At 58.8% G+C, this 17642-nt stretch carries 15 protein-coding genes; 9 read left to right on the top strand and 6 right to left on the bottom strand.

The window, feature by feature from the left end; genetic code table 11:
* Window positions 1–98: 98 nt before the first annotated feature.
* Window positions 99–419, bottom strand: a complete 321-nt coding sequence (locus RCH11_RS15140) for a hypothetical protein (protein WP_327057854.1) — start codon at window positions 417–419, stop codon at window positions 99–101.
* Here RCH11_RS15140 and RCH11_RS15135 point away from each other — a divergent pair.
* Window positions 406–864: a hypothetical protein gene (locus RCH11_RS15135; RefSeq protein ID WP_327057853.1), complete on the top strand. Its 459-nt coding sequence runs from the start codon at window positions 406–408 to the stop codon at window positions 862–864. The two genes, RCH11_RS15140 and RCH11_RS15135, sit on opposite strands and share 14 nt — an antisense overlap.
* Before the next feature lie 234 nt (window positions 865–1098).
* Here RCH11_RS15135 and RCH11_RS15130 read toward each other — a convergent pair whose 3' ends face one another.
* Window positions 1099–1590 (bottom strand): redoxin domain-containing protein, encoded by a 492-nt coding sequence (locus RCH11_RS15130; protein ID WP_327057852.1) that lies wholly within the window; start codon window positions 1588–1590, stop codon window positions 1099–1101.
* A gap of 1099 nt (window positions 1591–2689) precedes the next feature.
* Between RCH11_RS15130 and RCH11_RS15125 the strand changes: the two genes are divergently transcribed.
* Window positions 2690–3688, top strand: coding sequence for a glycosyltransferase (locus RCH11_RS15125; protein WP_327057851.1), 999 nt, complete (start codon window positions 2690–2692; stop codon window positions 3686–3688).
* A 95-nt stretch (window positions 3689–3783) separates the two neighbouring features.
* Here the strand turns inward: RCH11_RS15125 and RCH11_RS15120 are convergent, their stop codons facing one another.
* A complete protein-coding gene (locus RCH11_RS15120) occupies window positions 3784–4371 on the bottom strand; it encodes an acetyltransferase (RefSeq protein ID WP_327057908.1) in 588 nt (195 codons plus the stop codon).
* Between the two features lie 1144 nt (window positions 4372–5515).
* Window positions 5516–6019, bottom strand: a complete 504-nt coding sequence (locus RCH11_RS15115) for a hypothetical protein (RefSeq protein ID WP_327057850.1) — start codon at window positions 6017–6019, stop codon at window positions 5516–5518.
* Between the two features lie 323 nt (window positions 6020–6342).
* Between RCH11_RS15115 and RCH11_RS15110 the strand changes: the two genes are divergently transcribed.
* The 6 genes from RCH11_RS15110 to RCH11_RS15085 all read left to right on the top strand — a co-directional run bounded on the left by RCH11_RS15110 (window position 6343) and on the right by RCH11_RS15085 (window position 12475).
* On the top strand, window positions 6343–7053 hold the full coding sequence (locus RCH11_RS15110; protein ID WP_327057849.1) for a Fic family protein: 711 nt from the start codon (window positions 6343–6345) through the stop codon (window positions 7051–7053).
* Window positions 7054–7100: 47 nt separating this feature from the next.
* The gene (locus RCH11_RS15105) at window positions 7101–7226 is read left to right on the top strand and encodes a hypothetical protein (protein ID WP_327057848.1); all 126 of its coding nucleotides are present in this window, start codon (window positions 7101–7103) and stop codon (window positions 7224–7226) included.
* 884 nt (window positions 7227–8110) lie between these two features.
* A complete protein-coding gene (locus tag RCH11_RS15100) occupies window positions 8111–8563 on the top strand; it encodes an AAA family ATPase (RefSeq protein WP_327057847.1) in 453 nt (150 codons plus the stop codon).
* A gap of 131 nt (window positions 8564–8694) precedes the next feature.
* Window positions 8695–10290 (top strand): IS21 family transposase, encoded by a 1596-nt coding sequence (gene istA, locus RCH11_RS15095; RefSeq protein ID WP_327057846.1) that lies wholly within the window; start codon window positions 8695–8697, stop codon window positions 10288–10290.
* On the top strand, window positions 10290–11057 hold the full coding sequence (locus RCH11_RS15090) for an ATP-binding protein (RefSeq protein ID WP_327057845.1): 768 nt from the start codon (window positions 10290–10292) through the stop codon (window positions 11055–11057). The genes istA and RCH11_RS15090 overlap by 1 nt, the downstream gene beginning before the upstream one ends.
* 119 nt (window positions 11058–11176) lie before the next feature.
* On the top strand, window positions 11177–12475 hold the full coding sequence (locus tag RCH11_RS15085; RefSeq protein ID WP_327057844.1) for an ATP-dependent nuclease: 1299 nt from the start codon (window positions 11177–11179) through the stop codon (window positions 12473–12475).
* Between the two features lie 573 nt (window positions 12476–13048).
* Here RCH11_RS15085 and RCH11_RS15080 read toward each other — a convergent pair.
* Both RCH11_RS15080 and RCH11_RS15075 read right to left on the bottom strand, forming a co-directional pair.
* Window positions 13049–15730: an NB-ARC domain-containing protein gene (locus RCH11_RS15080; protein WP_327057843.1), complete on the bottom strand. Its 2682-nt coding sequence runs from the start codon at window positions 15728–15730 to the stop codon at window positions 13049–13051.
* 136 nt (window positions 15731–15866) lie between these two features.
* A complete protein-coding gene (locus RCH11_RS15075) occupies window positions 15867–16322 on the bottom strand; it encodes an SRPBCC family protein (RefSeq protein WP_327057842.1) in 456 nt (151 codons plus the stop codon).
* Between the two features lie 593 nt (window positions 16323–16915).
* On the opposite strand from RCH11_RS15075, the gene RCH11_RS15070 reads away from it, so the two are divergent.
* Window positions 16916–17080: a hypothetical protein gene (locus RCH11_RS15070; RefSeq protein WP_327057841.1), complete on the top strand. Its 165-nt coding sequence runs from the start codon at window positions 16916–16918 to the stop codon at window positions 17078–17080.
* Window positions 17081–17642 lie beyond the last annotated feature (562 nt).

Below are 17642 nucleotides of genomic sequence, written 5' to 3'. Positions count from 1 at the left end.
AATCGCATTGGCGGCCGGGCGATTCCAGCGGGATCGCGGTATGTCCTTAGTCACGTCCCGCTGAGTGGTGGAGTTTCTCAACATTGTGCGGATTAAGCTCAGGCGGAGACGAGTTGGGGAGGATGTTCACCTCCTCGGTCATCTCGCCCCCTCAGTACTCGTGTTGCAAGCATTCCGAGGGTAAGCCCGTAGAGCATGCGACCCATCAGGCAGGCAAGGCTGGTCGCACTGACGCTGAACGGTGGCATTTCGAAAATCATCGGGATGGTTAGCAGAAGTCCGAGGATCCAGCGGATAACGCCGTAGACGATTTCCACAACCGCTCCTCTGAGGTAGCCGGTCAGCAGGCGGTTGCCGAAAGGAACGGTAAGTCCCATGCCAATCACTACGGACATCGTCATCTGGATGGCGAAGCCCACCTACAGAGCATTCGAACCGACCATGCTGGCGATCATGGCCAACATTCCCATGACCCCCATCAGCATTCCGAAGATCAGGCCTCGGGCGATACCGCTGATTGGTCCCGCTTCGGCGCACACTGACCTCATGGACATTTCAGTACTTCACATTGAGGACTGCCCGAACTGGGCAGAGACAGGCTCCCGGATTCGCACCGCGCTAAAAGACCTCGGCGTATCCAACACGGAGGTGAGCTTCGTGGAATTGCGCACACCAGAAGATGCCTCACAGGTACCGTTCGCTGGCTCGCCGACGATTTTGGTGGACGGAACCGACCTGTTCCCGAGTGACGGCCGCACAACGGACCTTGCTTGCCGGATCTATCGAGCCGGCGCTCATTTTGCGGGCATTCCATTACAGGGTGATATTGAGGACGCTCTCCGGCGACGCCTCCAAGACCAGTGAATCTAATGCGACGATCGACCGATAATTGATCGCCCGCATGCGAGCCATGCTTCACCGCAACGACGATCCGCGACTGTTGCCAAGACCACCGCAGGGCTCGCGAGTTTTGCGCCTGTTGGCGTGAGCGGGGTCGGGATCGTCACGCTGCCCCGATCGCCCCGACCCGGTGAAGCGGGGCAAGTGTGTCCCCCTGGGCGAAGCGATGATCCCATTTGGAAGGCAGAGGACGCATGATCAGGCCGAGCCGCGGGCGGGATAGTCGTGATCGTTGGCGTAGACGATTCCGGCGATGATGTCGTCGAGGGGCGGGCGCCCGAACGGCATGCTCGCTACGTTGCTCCAATACACGGTGCCATCGGAATCAAGGATGAACATTCCCGGTTCGCTAAACACGGACGGCTCCCCCTCCTTGATCGCAGTGGAGATGAACAGCCCCCACTCCCGCGCTTGTTGTTCCGTGAGCCCCCACGCCACTGGCAACGAGCTCAGCCCCCAGCGAGCGACGACCTGTTCACTTTGCTCCTCAGACTCCATGCTCACGGCAACGACTCGACCGACTCCGACCGCTCGAAGCTCGGCCAGCCGTTCGTCCAGTTCCTTCAGCTGTCGTCGGCAGACCGGGCAATGCAGCCCGCGATAGAAGACCACAAGCGTGAAACGGCCGCCCTCGCCCGTACCCAGATAGAGGTCGTCCGTCGAGCCTGCTCCGGTCAGAGAAAGTGACAATTGAGGCGGAAGCTTTCCCGGTTTAGTTCCCATAAGACCAGCAACCTTCGGGAATGCACAAACATTCCGGACCAGGCAGGAGGCCGACCCGGTCACCCCGCCGCGCTCCCGGCGACTCTGTGCGTATCTATGCGCACGCCCCACCACGGCGGGGACCTCATCGCCGCCCACGCGGTCTTCGGCGTGTACTCGACCGTGTCAAGCGTGACCTCGATCCGCTCTTGTGGCCATATTTTGCGTCAGGTATATGAGGGAATCCGCGCTGCGCGTTCCGGCCAACTTGCAGCACGTGCCCGCAAGCCGGACGGTGAACGCGACCGATTCGGGGCTTATCCGCGCGACTGCCGAGCCTGATGATGCTGTGTCAGACGGGGACGGTCAGCGGAACGCTTGACGATCTTGTTCACCACCGGTGTTGATCGTCCCGCTAGCCGGTCGTTGGCCGGACGGCATCACGGCGGGCTGCACATCACACTGGGAGATCATGAAGGACTGGTCGTCCTTGGGCATCCTTTGCTCAACGTTTCCCACCGGGGCCGTCGGTTCGAGTGGATGTAAAACGAGTTTGCCGACTGGGTGAAGCGGGTGGGCAACCACCACGGATATAGCGTTCGGTTGCGGCCTCTCGGTGAGGAGGCCCGTGTCGGCCCATCGTCACAGATGGGCGTGTTCGCCCGCGACGACAACCGAGAAGGATCGGTTCAAGTACTCATTTGACAGGTCACGACTTTGCGCCCATAGTTTGATCGTTGATCGCGAACACCATCAATATTGCTCCGCAACAGAAGGCCCTGTTTCCGAAGAGTACGCGTGAGTGTCCGCGACGGTGCGAGTGTGCCGGTATGTGCGGATGCCCGTACTGACACCGTTTGGTACTGATGGTTCATTTCATCTCATGACTGAGACCTTAGATCGATGGGAATAGAGGACTGCCGTGCGCGTACTGGTGAGCACCACTGGCGGCGTAGGGCACATTTTTCCCGTGATTCCGCTCGCACTCGAACTGCAGCGTCAAGGTCACGAAGTCCTTTGGGCAACGGCACCGGCCTCATGTTCGATTGTCGAAGGAGTGGGGATAGCCACCAGTCCGGCCGGACTAATGCCAGCGGAACGTGCACGGCGCTTCCTCCAGAACAGCCCCAACGCCTTCGCCATCCCACCGCGTGAGCGCCGACCGGTGGCATTCGCTGGCTTCTTCGCAACCACTGCAGGTCCAGTCATGATGGAAGCCCTCGTGCCTCTGTTCGAGGAGTTCAGGCCCGATCTGGTCGTGCACGAGACCTCAGAACTTGCGTCTTCGCCAATTGCGACGTCGAAAGGTATTCCGAGCGTGACGGTTGCTTTCAGCGGTGAATTGCCAGGGCCGGTCGTTGCGGCTGGTGTGGTGGCGGTTGCGCCACTGTGGTCGCGCTTCGGACTCGATGTCCCTCGTGACCTGGGAATGTACGCTCACGCCTACCTTCACCCGTTTGCCCCTCCGCTTGGCCAACGCCCGCTGGGCGCAACCATCCACGACATGCAGCCATTTACGGCCGCTGGCCAGTCGAGTGATCTTCCGGATTGGCTGGAGTCCACCGGGACTGAGCGGCCATTTGTCTACGCGACGTACGGCACGGAGAATGGTCCACAGGCCCCCTGGAGGGCGATTGTCGGCGCACTCGCTTCAGTGGATGTGGATGCCGTCGTCACGGTCGGTCGCGGTATAGATCTCGATCCACTACGGGCGATGCTCGCAGATCTCACACCGGGTCGGATCCGGATTGAGCCCTACGTGCCTCAGGCCATTCTGATGGAGCGGGCAGCCGTCGTGATCTCCCACGGAGGCGCGGGAACCATGCTGGCTGCTGGAGTCGCCGGCGTGCCACAGATCGCACTGCCCGTTGCCGCGGATCAGTTCGAAAATTCTGATGCGTTTGTCGGTGCTGGGGTAGCTGTGGCGCTCGAAGAGGATGAGCTGGACCCGACCACGATCGCTGATCGACTGAGGTTGCTGCTGGAAGACGGTTCGTTTAGAGATCGTGGCCGAGCACTTGCTCGCGCCTTCAGAGAGATGCCCAGCCCCGAGTCGATTGCGAACCGTCTCATCGAACTCGTCTAAGAGCAGTTACTCAGTCTCCGTCGGTCGTGAGCACCGTTTCTCACTACGGCGAGACGCACGATGGTCTTTCTACCAGGATGCGATGGTCGAACCCGCTACAAGGCGGGTGCCGCCAGAGTGAGCCAGGCCTCGTCGATCGTGTACCCCAACGAGGTGTTAGCAGCCAAACTTGCGACGTTGTCATGCGATCCGCCTGTGCGGAAACACTTGGCACCGTCGAGCAGCAGAGCCAGCACCGAGGCGGCCTTGACTGCCGTGGCCAGGCCGCACCCACGCCATTCTTTGGCGACGACCGTGAAGTCGGTCTCGACCTGTGTGCCGTCGACATCGACGAATGTCATCGCAATCACTTCGCCGTCCGGTGTGATCACTCCGAATCCTCGGCGGATGCCGCTGACGGTTGCCCGCTGCGGGCTTAGGACGTTGTGAATGGTGGCAACACCTCCCGGATAGTCACCAATCGTCGTGTCGTCCAGCGCCATAATTGCCGGCCTGTCGGAGGGTTCGAGCTCACGCACCAGAACGTCCATCCGGACGTGCTCGAGGATGGTGCTCAGCAGTACAGTATCCACATCGGCAGCGTTCAGCCGTGCGCCCCAGGATCGGGCGACAACCCGCCACCCCTGCCCTTGAAGCTCACCGACTCGCGCATCATCTCCCCTGAGCACAGCGTTCTCTTCCATCACCGCCCAATCCTCGCACCCTGGAGTTCACCCCCACGCCGAGCAGAGGCTCTCCAGAGGGCCAGAAGGCCAGAAGCGGGACTCCTACGGAATCGCGTGCTAGTTGCCCCCTCGGGTGGATTTGTTGTGAATCGCGACGACTACGAATGGGGGCACATACACCAAACTGAGCAAGAGAATGGCGCCCGATCCCCAGACGATGAATAAGAAGACGGCCCCAATCCCGACGAGGAGTCCCGCCGCTGCTTGCATAAGCACGCTGGCCCGCGGCCGTCGGTAACTTTGATCGCTTCTCCATAGCGGGATTTGTCGATCGCCTGCGGCTCGAGCCTCGAAGATCCCCGAACGCGTCGATAACGCAAGACCCGTACCGACAAAAAGGATGCCGACAATAAAGGCCAACATAACGTCCGATCGAAGCTCAGTCGGTAGTACCAGCGTTGCCCGACTATACGCCGATTAGCCACCCCATGGGATCGTTCGTAAACGGACACGCAATCGGGCCATAGGCCTTGGCCGGGACACACAAACGGTCAATCGAAACTCATGCCCTGTTCCCATATCGGGAACCTCAGCGGGCTGATGTCCCAGTGGTTGTCTCTGTGATATCCGTGGTGCTGGGTTCACGGGCTGGCCACGTGACAAGCAAGAACGCCGCGAGGGGACCCAGGAACAGCGTCAGAAGAAACCACGTCCATGCAGATCGATTTCGCGTGCGAGCATATCCACCGGCGAGGATCGCGACGGTCAACCAGACGAATCCGACGGCGGAATTATCCCAACTCATGCGGTGAGATTAGCACGAGGATACTTCACCGAACTTTTCGAGTTCTAGCCAGATCGAATGCCCGTAAGCGGAACGTCAACTGACGGAGTGACCGTGGAGTTGAAGGCCATCTCAGCGATTTACCGATTCAGTCGCTTCCCGGGACTTGCTGTTGAGAAGTTCGTTTCGCTTGATTTGAGAGCCGCAATCCATCGTCAACGAATTTGGCCAGAGCCGATGTTGGCGACGCTTGTAGCGCAAGCTCTTGCTTGATCTGTTTTGCGTACCGCCTCCGTTCGTGTCATTCCGATCCAGGGAGCCCGATCTTTACGAACAGGCGGTGGGGCTTCCCCCCTCGACGGCGGATTGGGAAGCGCGTCAGCGGAAGGCCTCCCTGGAGGTCAGCCCACGTGGCCTGAGTTCGTCAAACGCATCCAGCCAGGGCTCAATACCCGCGCTGGCCCGGAGCGCTCGCTCCAATCGCACGGGTCCGACGATCTTTCGGTTGGGCAGTCGGGCAACCTCATCCTTGTTTGCTCGCCGTCGCTGAGAGCCCGAGTAATTCACTACATCGAAATGGTCGGCCGACGCCACCGCCTCTTTAAACGCGGGAAGCGGTAGATCGTCACGAACGGGGATCCAGTCCACCACCTTCCAATGGCCTGCGTGGATCTTGGCGTCCAAGGATAGGGCGAGCAATTCCACGGGACCGGCCAGTACCTCGATAAGCCGGGTTGGCAAGTCGGCGGCTGACACTAAGGGTCCGAATACAGCAAAGAAGTAGGCGTCCTTCCCGTAGGTCGCGACGACTTGGCCGACGCCGAACCGACCATCTCCTGTCGGGATCGTGAAGACGTCACCGATCCTAGGGCGCTTGATCACCACGGGTCACCTCCTGCTCCGACGTATCTGGGACCACTCATCTGGTGCCGCACGTTAGCCAAACCGCCATTCGGGTTGTTGAGGTTAGTCGGGCCACCTTCTTGCCGAATGAAGAATTCCTCAATCCGGTCCAGCTCGCTACCCGGTTTAGCGCGGCCAATTATCTCGAACATCTCGACCGCCGACACTGCGTCGGAGAGACTCAAAGTGCTTCCTCAATACATCTGACTACTCCCTGAAGGAGCCCTAAATTAATCGAGCCGGGCCTAGAGAGCGGGCTGCGGCAGGAGCAGAACTGGGTCGGCGGCCCGGGCTGGTCCCCGGTGCGGGCGGCGATCGTGCACGCGCAGTTCGAGACGATCCACCCGTTCATCGACGGCAACGGCCGTACCGGGCGCGCCCTCATCCACACCGTCCTGCGCCGCGCTGACGCGCTGCGGAACACCCTCATTCCGATCAGCACCGTGTTCGCCGGCGACACCGACTCCTACATCGCCGGGCTCACCGGCTACCGGGCCGACCCGCCCGAGCTGGACGAATGGGTGATCGGCTTCGCGCAGGCCGCCGAGCACGCCGCCGGTAATGCCGTTCGGCTCTCTGAGGACATCGCCGCGCTGGACGTTCAGGTGCGCGAGGATCTGGTGCGGTTGCGCCGCGCCCGTGGCCTGAGCCCGGTGGTGCCGCGCCGGGACGCGGTGGTGCTGCGCATCCTCGACACCCTCGCCTCCGACCCGGTGCTCACCGCCGAGTCGGCAAGTACCCGGCTGGACGTGTCGCCCGCGGGTGCGCACCGCGCACTGACCGAGCTGGCTGAGGCGGGCATCCTCGGCCGGGCGAAGGAGAAGGGCCGACTGGTCTGCTGGACGGCCGACCGGCACCTCGCGCTGGTGGCTTTGACGGAGCGGAGCAACCGGGGCGGCGACGACGATACGAAAGATCGCAAGCCGCGGCTCGGCCCCGCACTACCAGACCTGAGCAAGTTCGGTACTGCGCCGTCGGGCCATACCGTCCGACGGGACGGGATGGGTCTGTAGGGCTTACGGCCCGAGCCCTCGGCCGGTCGGTGTCGGCCCGTAGTCGGGTGGGTGAAGTCGTGGAGTTGTGCGGCGCGCGCCTGGCGCTCGGCCAGAGCACGCTCGGCCACGAAGTCGCGCCGCACCGCCTCCGCGCGCTCGCGCTACCGGACGAACTGGCCACCGCGGAGTAAGTCGTCAAAAAATCCGGACATCGACGGCCGAAAACCCAGCCTTGGAGCCAGCCGAAGCAGAATCGAAACAATCCCGGAATGGGTCTTTGATCAGGTATTTTTGCGGGCTCCTCTAAGTACTCCAGCAGCCCAGTTGTGGCATGGATGGAGTCGCCTACTGAAAGTGATAATCCCCTGAGGAATAAGAAAAATCCCCTGACAAACTTGGGGTCTTGATCGGTCCGCTCGCGATGAGCGGAAGAATGCATGAGATTTTTGTCGCGTTATTGCTGGCGATTTGACTTCGAAGAAGTTTTCAAACTGCTCTAAGCCGATCGCGGAGCGAGCGCCTTATCCACTTTCAAAATGTTGCATCTCAGGTCTTGTCATCGCGTCATCAACTAGTGGCACTTCATATTTTCGTGATTTGATCGTTTTGAGGGCCCCGGAACGCCGCCGCTTTGTCGTCGAAAACAGGCTGCCGTATCGCGTGGAACCCATGGAAGCTGCTGGGTAGACTCAGCGTCTTTTGAATTTATGCAAGCCCGATAACGACGACGACAACCGCGACCACACTCAACACACAACTGTTCGCGGCGCCTTCGCGGTTCGTTTGATTCAGCGCCAGGTCTTGGCGCTGGCCCAGGCCAGATCTCGATATCGCACACTCGACGTATTGGGCTTGGCGAAGGTGCTTTTGAACCAAACGATGACCTCAACACCATGCAGTCGGAGGACGTGGCGAGATCCGCGGAGGGGATCTACAGAAGAAGCACGCCGCCCGAGGGATGGTCAGGTTGTGATGTAGCTAGCTGCCGCAGTGCCGAGATATCGCGTTAGAGGCGGCGCCTATTTCGGTCGACGAGATCGCAAGAGACACCTCCGGTCCTCGCTCTTATGGCTAAGTGTCTGCGGTAGACATAGCCGTGCTCAAAAAAATGACTCTCGTTCAGTACAAGGGCTTTCGAAAATTTGATATTGCTTTCGGCAATGGCGCTCTTTTGATAGGTCCGAACAACGCGGGCAAAAGCACGATTATCAGCGCCATAAAGATAGGCAATTCGGCTGCGAAATTGGCGATGCGGGTTGGCGCAAAAGACGTGTTTAGAGACGGCACGAGAACGGTACGTGGCTGGTACGTCTCATCCATTCCGGAAGATGGATTTGTCTCCCAAAACATCCGGCATGAATTTGAGGAGAAAGAGAGCCGCGTTGAATTGGAGTACAGCTCGGGCGCGCTAATTCACCTTGTCTGGCCGGTCGACAATGCACCGTTTTTTTGGGTTAGCTCGCCCACGGGTGATGTCACGACTGCAGCGCGAGCGAAGGTACAGCTGGAGCGGCCGGGTGGCGAGTAGCCCTTGTTGGTATCTCCAGTCCACGTAGTTGGTACCCCTCGTTCTGGGTAGTTGGTACTGCTTCGTAATTGCGGTCTTCTGGCTGGAGCTGCGACATATCAGTGTCGCTGCTTCGAACCAGAGGGAGCAGTATGGCCAACTACCGAAAGATCATGGAGCTTGTGCTTCAGGGGCGCAGTTATAACGAGATCGTCGAGGTTGCGGAGTGTTCCCGGCGAGACATCTCGGTAGTGAAGAAAACCGTCACCGCCCGCGGCATCACGGTTGGGTCGGTCGTGTCGATGACTGACACCGACATTCAGACGCTTTTTCCTGACGGCCGCAAACGGGTATCGGAGGAGTACGAGGCCACGGACTTCGCGGCGGTGTTGCGGTCGATGAAAGCGAACCGGCATTTCACCCTGCAGCAGGGCTGGCACAAATATGTCGGCGCTGGTGGGCAAGCCAAGAAGTATGGCTATGCGCAGTACTGCCATCTGTTCGGTGAGCACCTGCGCGTTAACGATCTGGTCGCGACCCTCCAGCACGAGCCCGGCCGGGCGATGCTCATCGACTGGGCCGGCGACACGATCGACCTGGTCGACGGCGTCAGCGGTGAGATCACCCGCGCCTATCTTTTCGTCGCCGTACTGCCGTATTCCGGGGCGCTGTTCTGCCACGCAACGACGAACATGAAGTCCGACGCCTGGCTCGACGCCCACGTTCGGGCATTCTCATTCTTCGGCGGCGTCACCCAGATCCTTGTTCCCGACAACCCCACGACCGCCACCCATCGACGCACCCAAGGCGACACGGAGCGAGTCGTCAACGCCCGCTACCAACAACTCGCCGACCACTACGGCACCGCCGTCGTCCCCGCCCGTGTCCGCCGTCCCCGCGATAAAGCAGCCGTCGAGTCGGCGGTGAACGTCGTCAACAAACGCGTCATCGGCTACCTGGCCGAGGACGTCTTCACCACCATCAGCGAACTGAACGCCGAGATCGAAGGACGGGTGCGGGAGATCAACCACGACATCCGCCGGGCCAATGACACCACTCGGTGGGAGGTATTCGAGGCCGAGGAAGCCGCTCGACTCGCTCCCTTGCCGGTCGACCGGTTCGAGGAAGTGGAATGGAAAGAACTCAAAGTCGCCCGGAACTACCATCTCAGCTGCGACTCGCAGCACTACTCCGTCCCCTTTGCCCTGGCGGGCAAACTGCTGCGCATTCGACTGACGTCGTCGCGGGTGACGGTCTTCGACGGCCAGGACATCGTCTGCGAACACACAAGAAAGCAGGGCAGGAAGGGTCAGTATTCCACTTTCCCCGAGCACGTCCCCATCCAGCATCGCAATATGGACGGGCTGTGGTCCAGACGCTGGTTCGTGGATCGGGCCCGATCCTTCGGCCCGGCGACGGTGACGGTGATCGATCAGATCCTCGACCGGCAGGCCATCGAGGCGCAGGGATATCTGGACTGCCAAAACATCCTTGAGGGCCTCGGCAAAAGGAACCGAGGACGGCTGGAGGCCACCTGCCAGACGCTCATCAACCAGCATGGTTATGCCACGTATTCAACGCTGAAGCGAATGATGGCCGCCATCGACAGCGACAGCAAAAGACCAGGCCCGGTGACTCCGGCGGCCTCGACCCGCAAACCCGTGAGCACTGTCACCTTCCGCGACACCCTCCTGGACGTCTATGTCCGTGATGCTTCCCATTACACCCGCGACGAGGAGAACAACTGATGTTCACCAGCATCGATCACGACAAATTCCGGGCGCTGCGCGTGACCCACGTCGCGACCCGATTCGAGGAACTCATCCAGGATGAGACCAACGACACCCTCACCCCGGAACAGCTGTTCTTGACCGCGATTGATTACGCGCTCGAGCAGCGCCGACACACCCGCGTCGAGAAATTGATCCGGCAGGCCAGGTTCCCGATCCCCAACGCCTCGATCGCCGAACTCGACTACCGCGACGGCCGCGGCATCACACCAGTGCGCATGCGACGATACGGCGCCCACGATTGGCGGGCAGATCCCACGAATCTGCTCATCATCTCGCCCAGCGGGGGCGGCAAAAGCTATCTGGCCTGCGCGATTGGGATCAGTGCCTGCCTGAGCGACCACTCGGTCTCCTACGCACGGATGGACGACCTCGCCCGCCGGCTGATCATCAGTCGAGGCGACTCCATCGCCCACCAGAAACTCCTCAACGAGCTCTCCGACGTCGACCTTCTCATCATCGATGACTTCCTCACCGTCGGCATCGACAGCGACGCGGCCAGCGACCTGTTCGCGGTATTAGCGAACAGGGAACACCGCCTGCCCACGGTGATCGCGTCTCAGTCCGGGCCGGCCTACTGGGTCGAAGCGCTTCCCGATCGGGTCGCGGCAGACTCTATCGTGAACCGGCTCGCGAACCACTCCCGCACCATCAACCGCGGCCGCGTCGACATGCGCAAACTCCGCGACGACAACGCCCGCGCCGACAAGAACCACTGGGAATAACCACACCCGGGTGGTGCTGGCCGTGATCCGCAACCCGCTGCCAGTACCACCTACCCAGAAACCGAGTACCACCTGAGTGGACTAGCGATACCACCAAGGGCTACTCGCCAGTTGGCTTGGTGCCAACGCTAACTCCGCTCGACAGCGAAGAAAAAGTCTTGTCGAATGATCACGTCGCTAAACATGTCGAGTCGAAACTTTCGAGTAGACATTTTAGAAACGCACTTCGGATTCTCGAAACCTCTAATCCTGCGCAATACTCCGAGTTCATCTCGTTCGCGCTTGAAAGCACTCCCGAGTTGGCTGAAATTCATCTTGAGCAGGTCTGGAGAGAAGAGCCATATGTGGACCTCTACTTTCGAGACGCCGAAAGCCGCGTCCGGAAGGAGCTTTACTGGGCAGGAGACGGGCTTCAGATATGGTTGCAAATTTTGTACCACATTTGGCGAAGTAAAGACGGTCGATCTATCGTTCTCGACGAGCCCGATGTATTTCTTCACCCTGACCTGCAGCGCAGGCTTGTCCGAGTGCTGGAAAGCAGCGGCAATCAGGTCATCATGTCGTCGCACGCTTCAGAGGTAGCAACTGAGTCCGATCAGTCGCACCTAACCTGGGTGGAACGTCGTCTGAAACGGGCGAAAAGGATCGCGACCAGTTCTGAACTGGCTGAACTAGCGAACTGGCTGGGCAGCTCATTCAATCTCTCGATCGCTCGGGCGCTGAAGGCGCGAGTGGCGCTATTCGTAGAAGGCCAGGATATGAAGATTCTGCGCATTATTGCAAAGAGGCTAGGTGCGACTAATTTCGCAACCGAGCGGGGTATTGCTGTGACGCCCATCGGCGGTTATTCCCATTGGCCGAGCGTTGAGTCATTTGGTTGGCTAAAGGGACAGTTCCTGGGCGATGACGTCCACCTCGCTTTATTGCTCGATCGCGATTTTCGTACTCTTGAAGATGCGTCAGATCTAGAGGAGAAGATGGCGGAAAGTTCCGTCTCTGCTCATGTTTGGCGGAAGAAGGAGCTGGAGAGCTATCTTCTCGTTCCAGCGGCGATCGCGCGCTTCACGGGCCTGACTCAGAATCAGATAGAGGAGTTCTTGGAAACAGCGCTTTTGTCGCAGAGTGGTCATGTTCGTGCTCAAATGAACACGGTCGCGATTAGCGCTCGCGACAGCGGCGAACGAGTCGAGACGACAATCGAAATATCCAACAAGCTGTTTGATTCCCGTTGGTCGACGTTTGAAGGGCGACTCAGTAGCGCGCCAGCAAAAGAAGTCCTGCGGCTCGTGAATATTCAAGTCGTAACCGCGGGCGGTCAGACCTTCAGCGCAAGGCGGCTGGCGGAGACAATCCGGGTGAGTGAATTTGATGCTGAACTCGTAGCTTTCATAGCCGGGCTAGAAGCTCGGTTGCTCTAGCAGACGCGGCCCATTCCCCTCGATCGATCCGGCGTTTCTCCTGGATCACTCGCTGACTCTGCCCGGAAGAACCCTTCGAAACGCGCTGACAATGCCGGGAGAACGCCAGACGCGGGCGGCTGATTTATTCACTTCGATTGAGGCTGGGTCGGTGAATGTTCAGCCGCCTCGTATCTTCGCCGCCAAAGACGAGACCGAAGCACGCCGTTTTCTCGAGTCTCGAGAAGCAGTCGGAAAAGTGTTGTTAGTCTGACGGCGGTATCGATCATCAACACGTCGATGGTCATTACGGCAAACCGATCAAGGCAGTGCGGCCTTGAAAGCCTTGGAAGCGAGGCTCAGTTTCGCGTTGAATTCACTAACGGACGATTGACGGTTTTCAGCGCTGCGTTGTAGTGCGCGCGGAGGTCGGTTCCAGTCGGACCAACGCAGGAGCGGCTGCGGGGCTCGGGTATTGCAGCGCCCGGCGCGACCGGTCGAAGATGTATCCGGGCCTGTGCGGCCCCAATACGGCTTTGCTTGAAAATCTCTGCGGAACCGGTTGAGCAGGCAAGTCTCGGACCTGTGTTAATTTCACATCGACGAAAGCGGAGACAATTTCACACCCCGATATCGACCGTCTTCTTGCAGTTGCAGTTCGAACTCCACCTGCTGACCGATCGACAAGGACTCCCTTATAAACCCCTGCGGTAAGGAGCCAAAATGGAAGAAGATCCCCTGCGGATACTTCGGATGACCGATGAAACCGAAGTTGTCGCGAATCGTCTGAATGGTACCTCGGAGCACCAAGGTTGTATTTGTGGACGTGCTGGCAAAGGAATCAGATTCCGCGCGGGATCTGTCCGCACGCGTTAGCGTCGCTAACACTGTCGAAACCGAGCTGCCGGCAGGCAGGATTCGACCCACGCGTACAAGTTGCTCGTAGAAACGCGCCCATCCGCTCGAAGTTCGAAAGAGCGATATCCACTCGGCGACAAATTGAAGCTCGTTCGAGAGCCGCTCTTGGTCCAAAGCACTTATGTCGCTAATCCGCTCCATGGCTTTGAGCGCCTGATGCAAAGCTGACAATACCGAAGCCGCAAGTTTCTGGTCCTGCACACCCGTCGAAATCATTTGTCGTCCAACTGCGACACCGGCGAGGGCCTTACTAAAACCGTCGGATGGATTTCTGCTCTCAGTAGAGGCTTCAGCCCACCTCCGCCAACTTTCGACGATAGAGGTTGTGACAATTCGCTTCATCTTGGTGCTGGGCGCGTCCAAGGCGAACTCAAGGAGTTCCTGACCCTCCGCGAACCGGTGCGACCAGACATAGACATTCCCTAACAGAAGCGCGGTGTCATGGTATTCCAGGGTTCGATGAGCTTGTTCCGCGTGTCGAATCGCTGCTTCTAAATCATGTTGCTGACGTGCGAGAAATCCCGCGAAGAAATAGGCAACTATGGCTTTCTCGGCGGGCTGCTGCGCAAGGGACAGAGCGTCACGGTAAGTGAGATCAGCACGATATAGATCTCTCTGGCTGGCGAAAATGAACGCAGCCACCCGATCCACTTCGTAGAACGTAGGGTTCAAGCTACGAGCGCGCTCGATTTGCGAGTCGGCTTTTGTGAACTCTTCGTTCCACCCGAATCGAAGGGCTAATCGGAGAAGGTGAGCAGTCGGCTGATCATCCGTATTGCGGACGTGGACTGTGTTTGCATCTAGGCGGCGTGTTCTTGCCTCGAGGCTTTGGCGTTCTCGGTCGCTGAGGTAAGCAGCCTCCCTGTCCGCAACGCCCCGAAGGACGGGCGATGCGTAGTCGACACGCGGGAGATAAGCGCGAGCGGTAGCACTAATTTGAAGTTTCTCTCCCACGTCTTCTGTAGGAGGCTGGCGAACAACCAAGGACCCGCGGGATAGCGCCTGCGAGCTCGCCCGGAGTTCATCAATAGGCAACTCCGCGATCACAGCTAATTCATCGAACGAGATCGGTCGATCAAGTGAACGAAGAATCACTAGGAGCAGCTTCGCGCTGGGCTGCAGCGCTTCGTAAACGTTATCCACACAAAAGCGCAGCAGTTCACCCTGATTCCGAATGACGTCAGTCGGCGTACCGCCTGCTTCCACGCTTAGGACGTACCAGCGAATTGCTAATGGAGAGAAACGAAGCGACACGAGCGTCGCGTCAATAACTTGCTGGGGCGAGGAGGCTAAATCGGAAACGCGTCGTCTCGAAGCGAACTTCCTAAGGAGGAGCGTTGCGGACTTGGGGTCAAGTCCACCTAACGGGTACCGGCGCTCCACCTGCCCGAGACCTACTCTGCTGGTGAAAAGGAACGAGGTAGTGCCTGGGAGAGCATCGTAAAGTTCCAGGACCTCGGTGCCCTGCGCCGTCTCTAAGTTGTCGATCACAACTAGGGCGCTGAAGCCTTCTAGGTACTCTGCAAGCTCGGCGATGGATCCCGAAAATGACGTATCGAACACCTGCCCCATCGCTAACGATGCGCCCGCTATATCTTGAATAGCCCCCGTGAGTGCCCTGACTCCGTCCGCGGTCAATATCTCGTTCTTCAGAGAAACCCACAGCACACAATCGAAGGAAGTAGAAGGATCATCAACGATTGAATATGCGATTTGCAACGCAAGTGCCGTTTTACCGATGCCTCCTTCACCCGTCACTGTAACCATGCGATCCCTGCGGCCCTCTATAAGCTTTTTGATCGACTGACACTCAGGTCCCCGACCAACGAGGCCCGTCTCGTCGAAATCAGCCATTGGAAGGTTGTGGAGAACGCGCTCGAATCGAACAGGTTGCGGGGTGAACGGCGGGTCCCAGAGAGGGTCTGATGTCAGGCGGTCCCGAGTTGATCTGGTGAGCTCGAAGTGTCGTGAACTGAATCTCGAAAGCAGCCCCGCTATCGACTCGAGGTCATCGATCTCAAGCGGTCTTCCGTGCATGACCCTGTTACGAACGGCGACCAAGTGCGGCAGGCTGCCGACATTCGTCGTTAGCTCGTCACCCAAGTCTCTGGGAATGTCGTTCTTGTACCTGATAAGCAAGTCGTAGACCTGTCTCAAAAATAGGTACTGGACCAAATCGTCGTCGTCACCATGCTCATCTGCGATCGCTCTTGAGAGAACGTCGTCGTAACTATCTCCGAGGACAGCAGAGTACTCAAGATGGTCCACGATGAAGGCTACGAAGCATTTACGAAGATCGGTCTCGAATGCGTCCAACAGGACGAAAGCCTGAGCCTTGGTTTGAAGCTGCAATTCCATATGTCCCCTGTGGTCTGATAGGAATCCTATTGTTCGCCAGGGCACATCGCTTCTCTGCACTTCGCTTTTCGACGGCCCATCAAAACTCGTATGTGGATCTGACGGCAGCGACAAGCCTGCACGTCAGGCCCGCACATCAGGCCTGCACATCTCCGCGCCATCCGCCATCGGCGGTTCCCTTCGCTTCGATGAACTCCTTAAAGTTCGCCAGGTCTTTCTTGATGGCATGATTATCGACGCCGAGAGCGGCCCCGACTTTCTCCATCAGCCCGGCGGCTTCCCAGTCGAGTTGCACCGTCACGCGCGTTTCGTTCTCCGCTAATTTATGGAACGTGACCACTCCCCCGTGGTCGACCTGGCCGCCGGTACTATTCCAGGCGACGCGTTCGTCCGGATGCTGCTCGGTTATCTGAGCCTCGAACTCACGCTCGACACCGCCGATTTTGACCTTCCACTCGGTGAGGGTGTCGTTCACCTGCGTGATGGATTCGACGAAGCTCAGGAACTTCGGAAACTCCTCGAATTGTGTCCACTGGTTATAAGCGACGGTGACGGGAACGTTAACATCGACAGTCTCGATAGCGTTGGGCATGATGATCTCCAAGTGCTAATTCAACGGATGGGCCAGTTGCTGACTCCCTTTTCACCCTACCGAGGGCTGACCAAAGGTCAACCCGGATGAGAAAAAGCTGGCAGGTAGCCTAAAGCTACCCATGCTCGAAACCTCAGCAGTGCGAACGAGCACTCGACGGCCAGGTCAGGCGGCACCAAAAATTCGGGGTCCCGCGCTCATTCCGTCAGCAAACTGAAGTGGCCGGGAAAGCCACAACTTATCCAAAAAGTCTTCACGAACGATCATTGGCATACGTCGGGTGACCTAAACGTCTGAGGATATGTTTGCTCTCCGTGCCGAAGGATGGTTGTCTCGTCTTGGTCGGCGCTCTCCCACCCACCTCGATCGGTATCGGGGCTGGCGTTTTCGCCATCGGCATTCTGGGCCGCCTGATCGTCCTCCGACACCGCCACACGACAAGCCAAACTGAATCAAACGATCCAGGTGGGTCCCGCTTAGATTGCCCTCATGGGTCCGACTTAGGTTGACACTCTCAGGCGATTGGCCTCTTTCCCGGCGCGGCGTCGGGGAGTACGGTAAACCCAAACAAATAGACGACGGAGAGTGGTCCGATGAACATCTTGTTTGTAATTGTGGCCATTATTGCGATTGTGCTCTTAATCACCGGAGGCTTCGTGCAGTCTCTCAACTTCCTGCTCTGGGTCGGTGTGGTGCTGTTGATTCTCGCCGTGATCGCATTCCTGATTCGAATGATTTCAGGGCGTCGAAGCGTGTAACCCTGGCCAATCGGCGATCCCGCGGCAAACCGTGACCAGTTGCCTACCTTCTACAGGTTGTGACGCGGATAGTTGCCTTCTCCGACGGGCGATATTCGCTCGGCGCGCAGTTGTGAGCTGCACCGCCCTCAGCGAACTCTGTCTAACACCGTCGGCCGTTTGGCAGCAGTGACGGCGTGAACGGCAGAGACAGACGGTCCCGTGTAAATACGCGTTGCACTTGTTACCGCTTCCCCACTTCCTTCGACTGTGCGACATCGCGTATCTGACGGGGAAAACGACGATCAGTTGCACGGGCCTTATCCGCGTTGAATAGGTCAGGTCCTTTGCCGTCTTCGTTGCCCAAGGGGAATAGTGGTGACACACGTCACGACCACGACCAAGGCCACGGTGCAGCCAATCAGCGTGGCGGTTGTGAACGCCAATTTCGGTTCCTTTGACATGCTCTGCAACTCACGGCTCATCTGAGACGAGGTGACGTTGCGGGCTTGCGGTGTGAAACTTCGACCTATGAGGTTGCGCGCTTTCGCATGTCGATCCGACCGGCGATAACGTCCTCGGC

It is taken from the genome of Glaciihabitans sp. GrIS 2.15 (genome assembly GCF_035984695.1).
Classification (GTDB): Bacteria; Actinomycetota; Actinomycetes; order Actinomycetales; family Microbacteriaceae; genus Lacisediminihabitans.
This window is presented reverse-complemented; position numbering and strand designations above follow the sequence as displayed.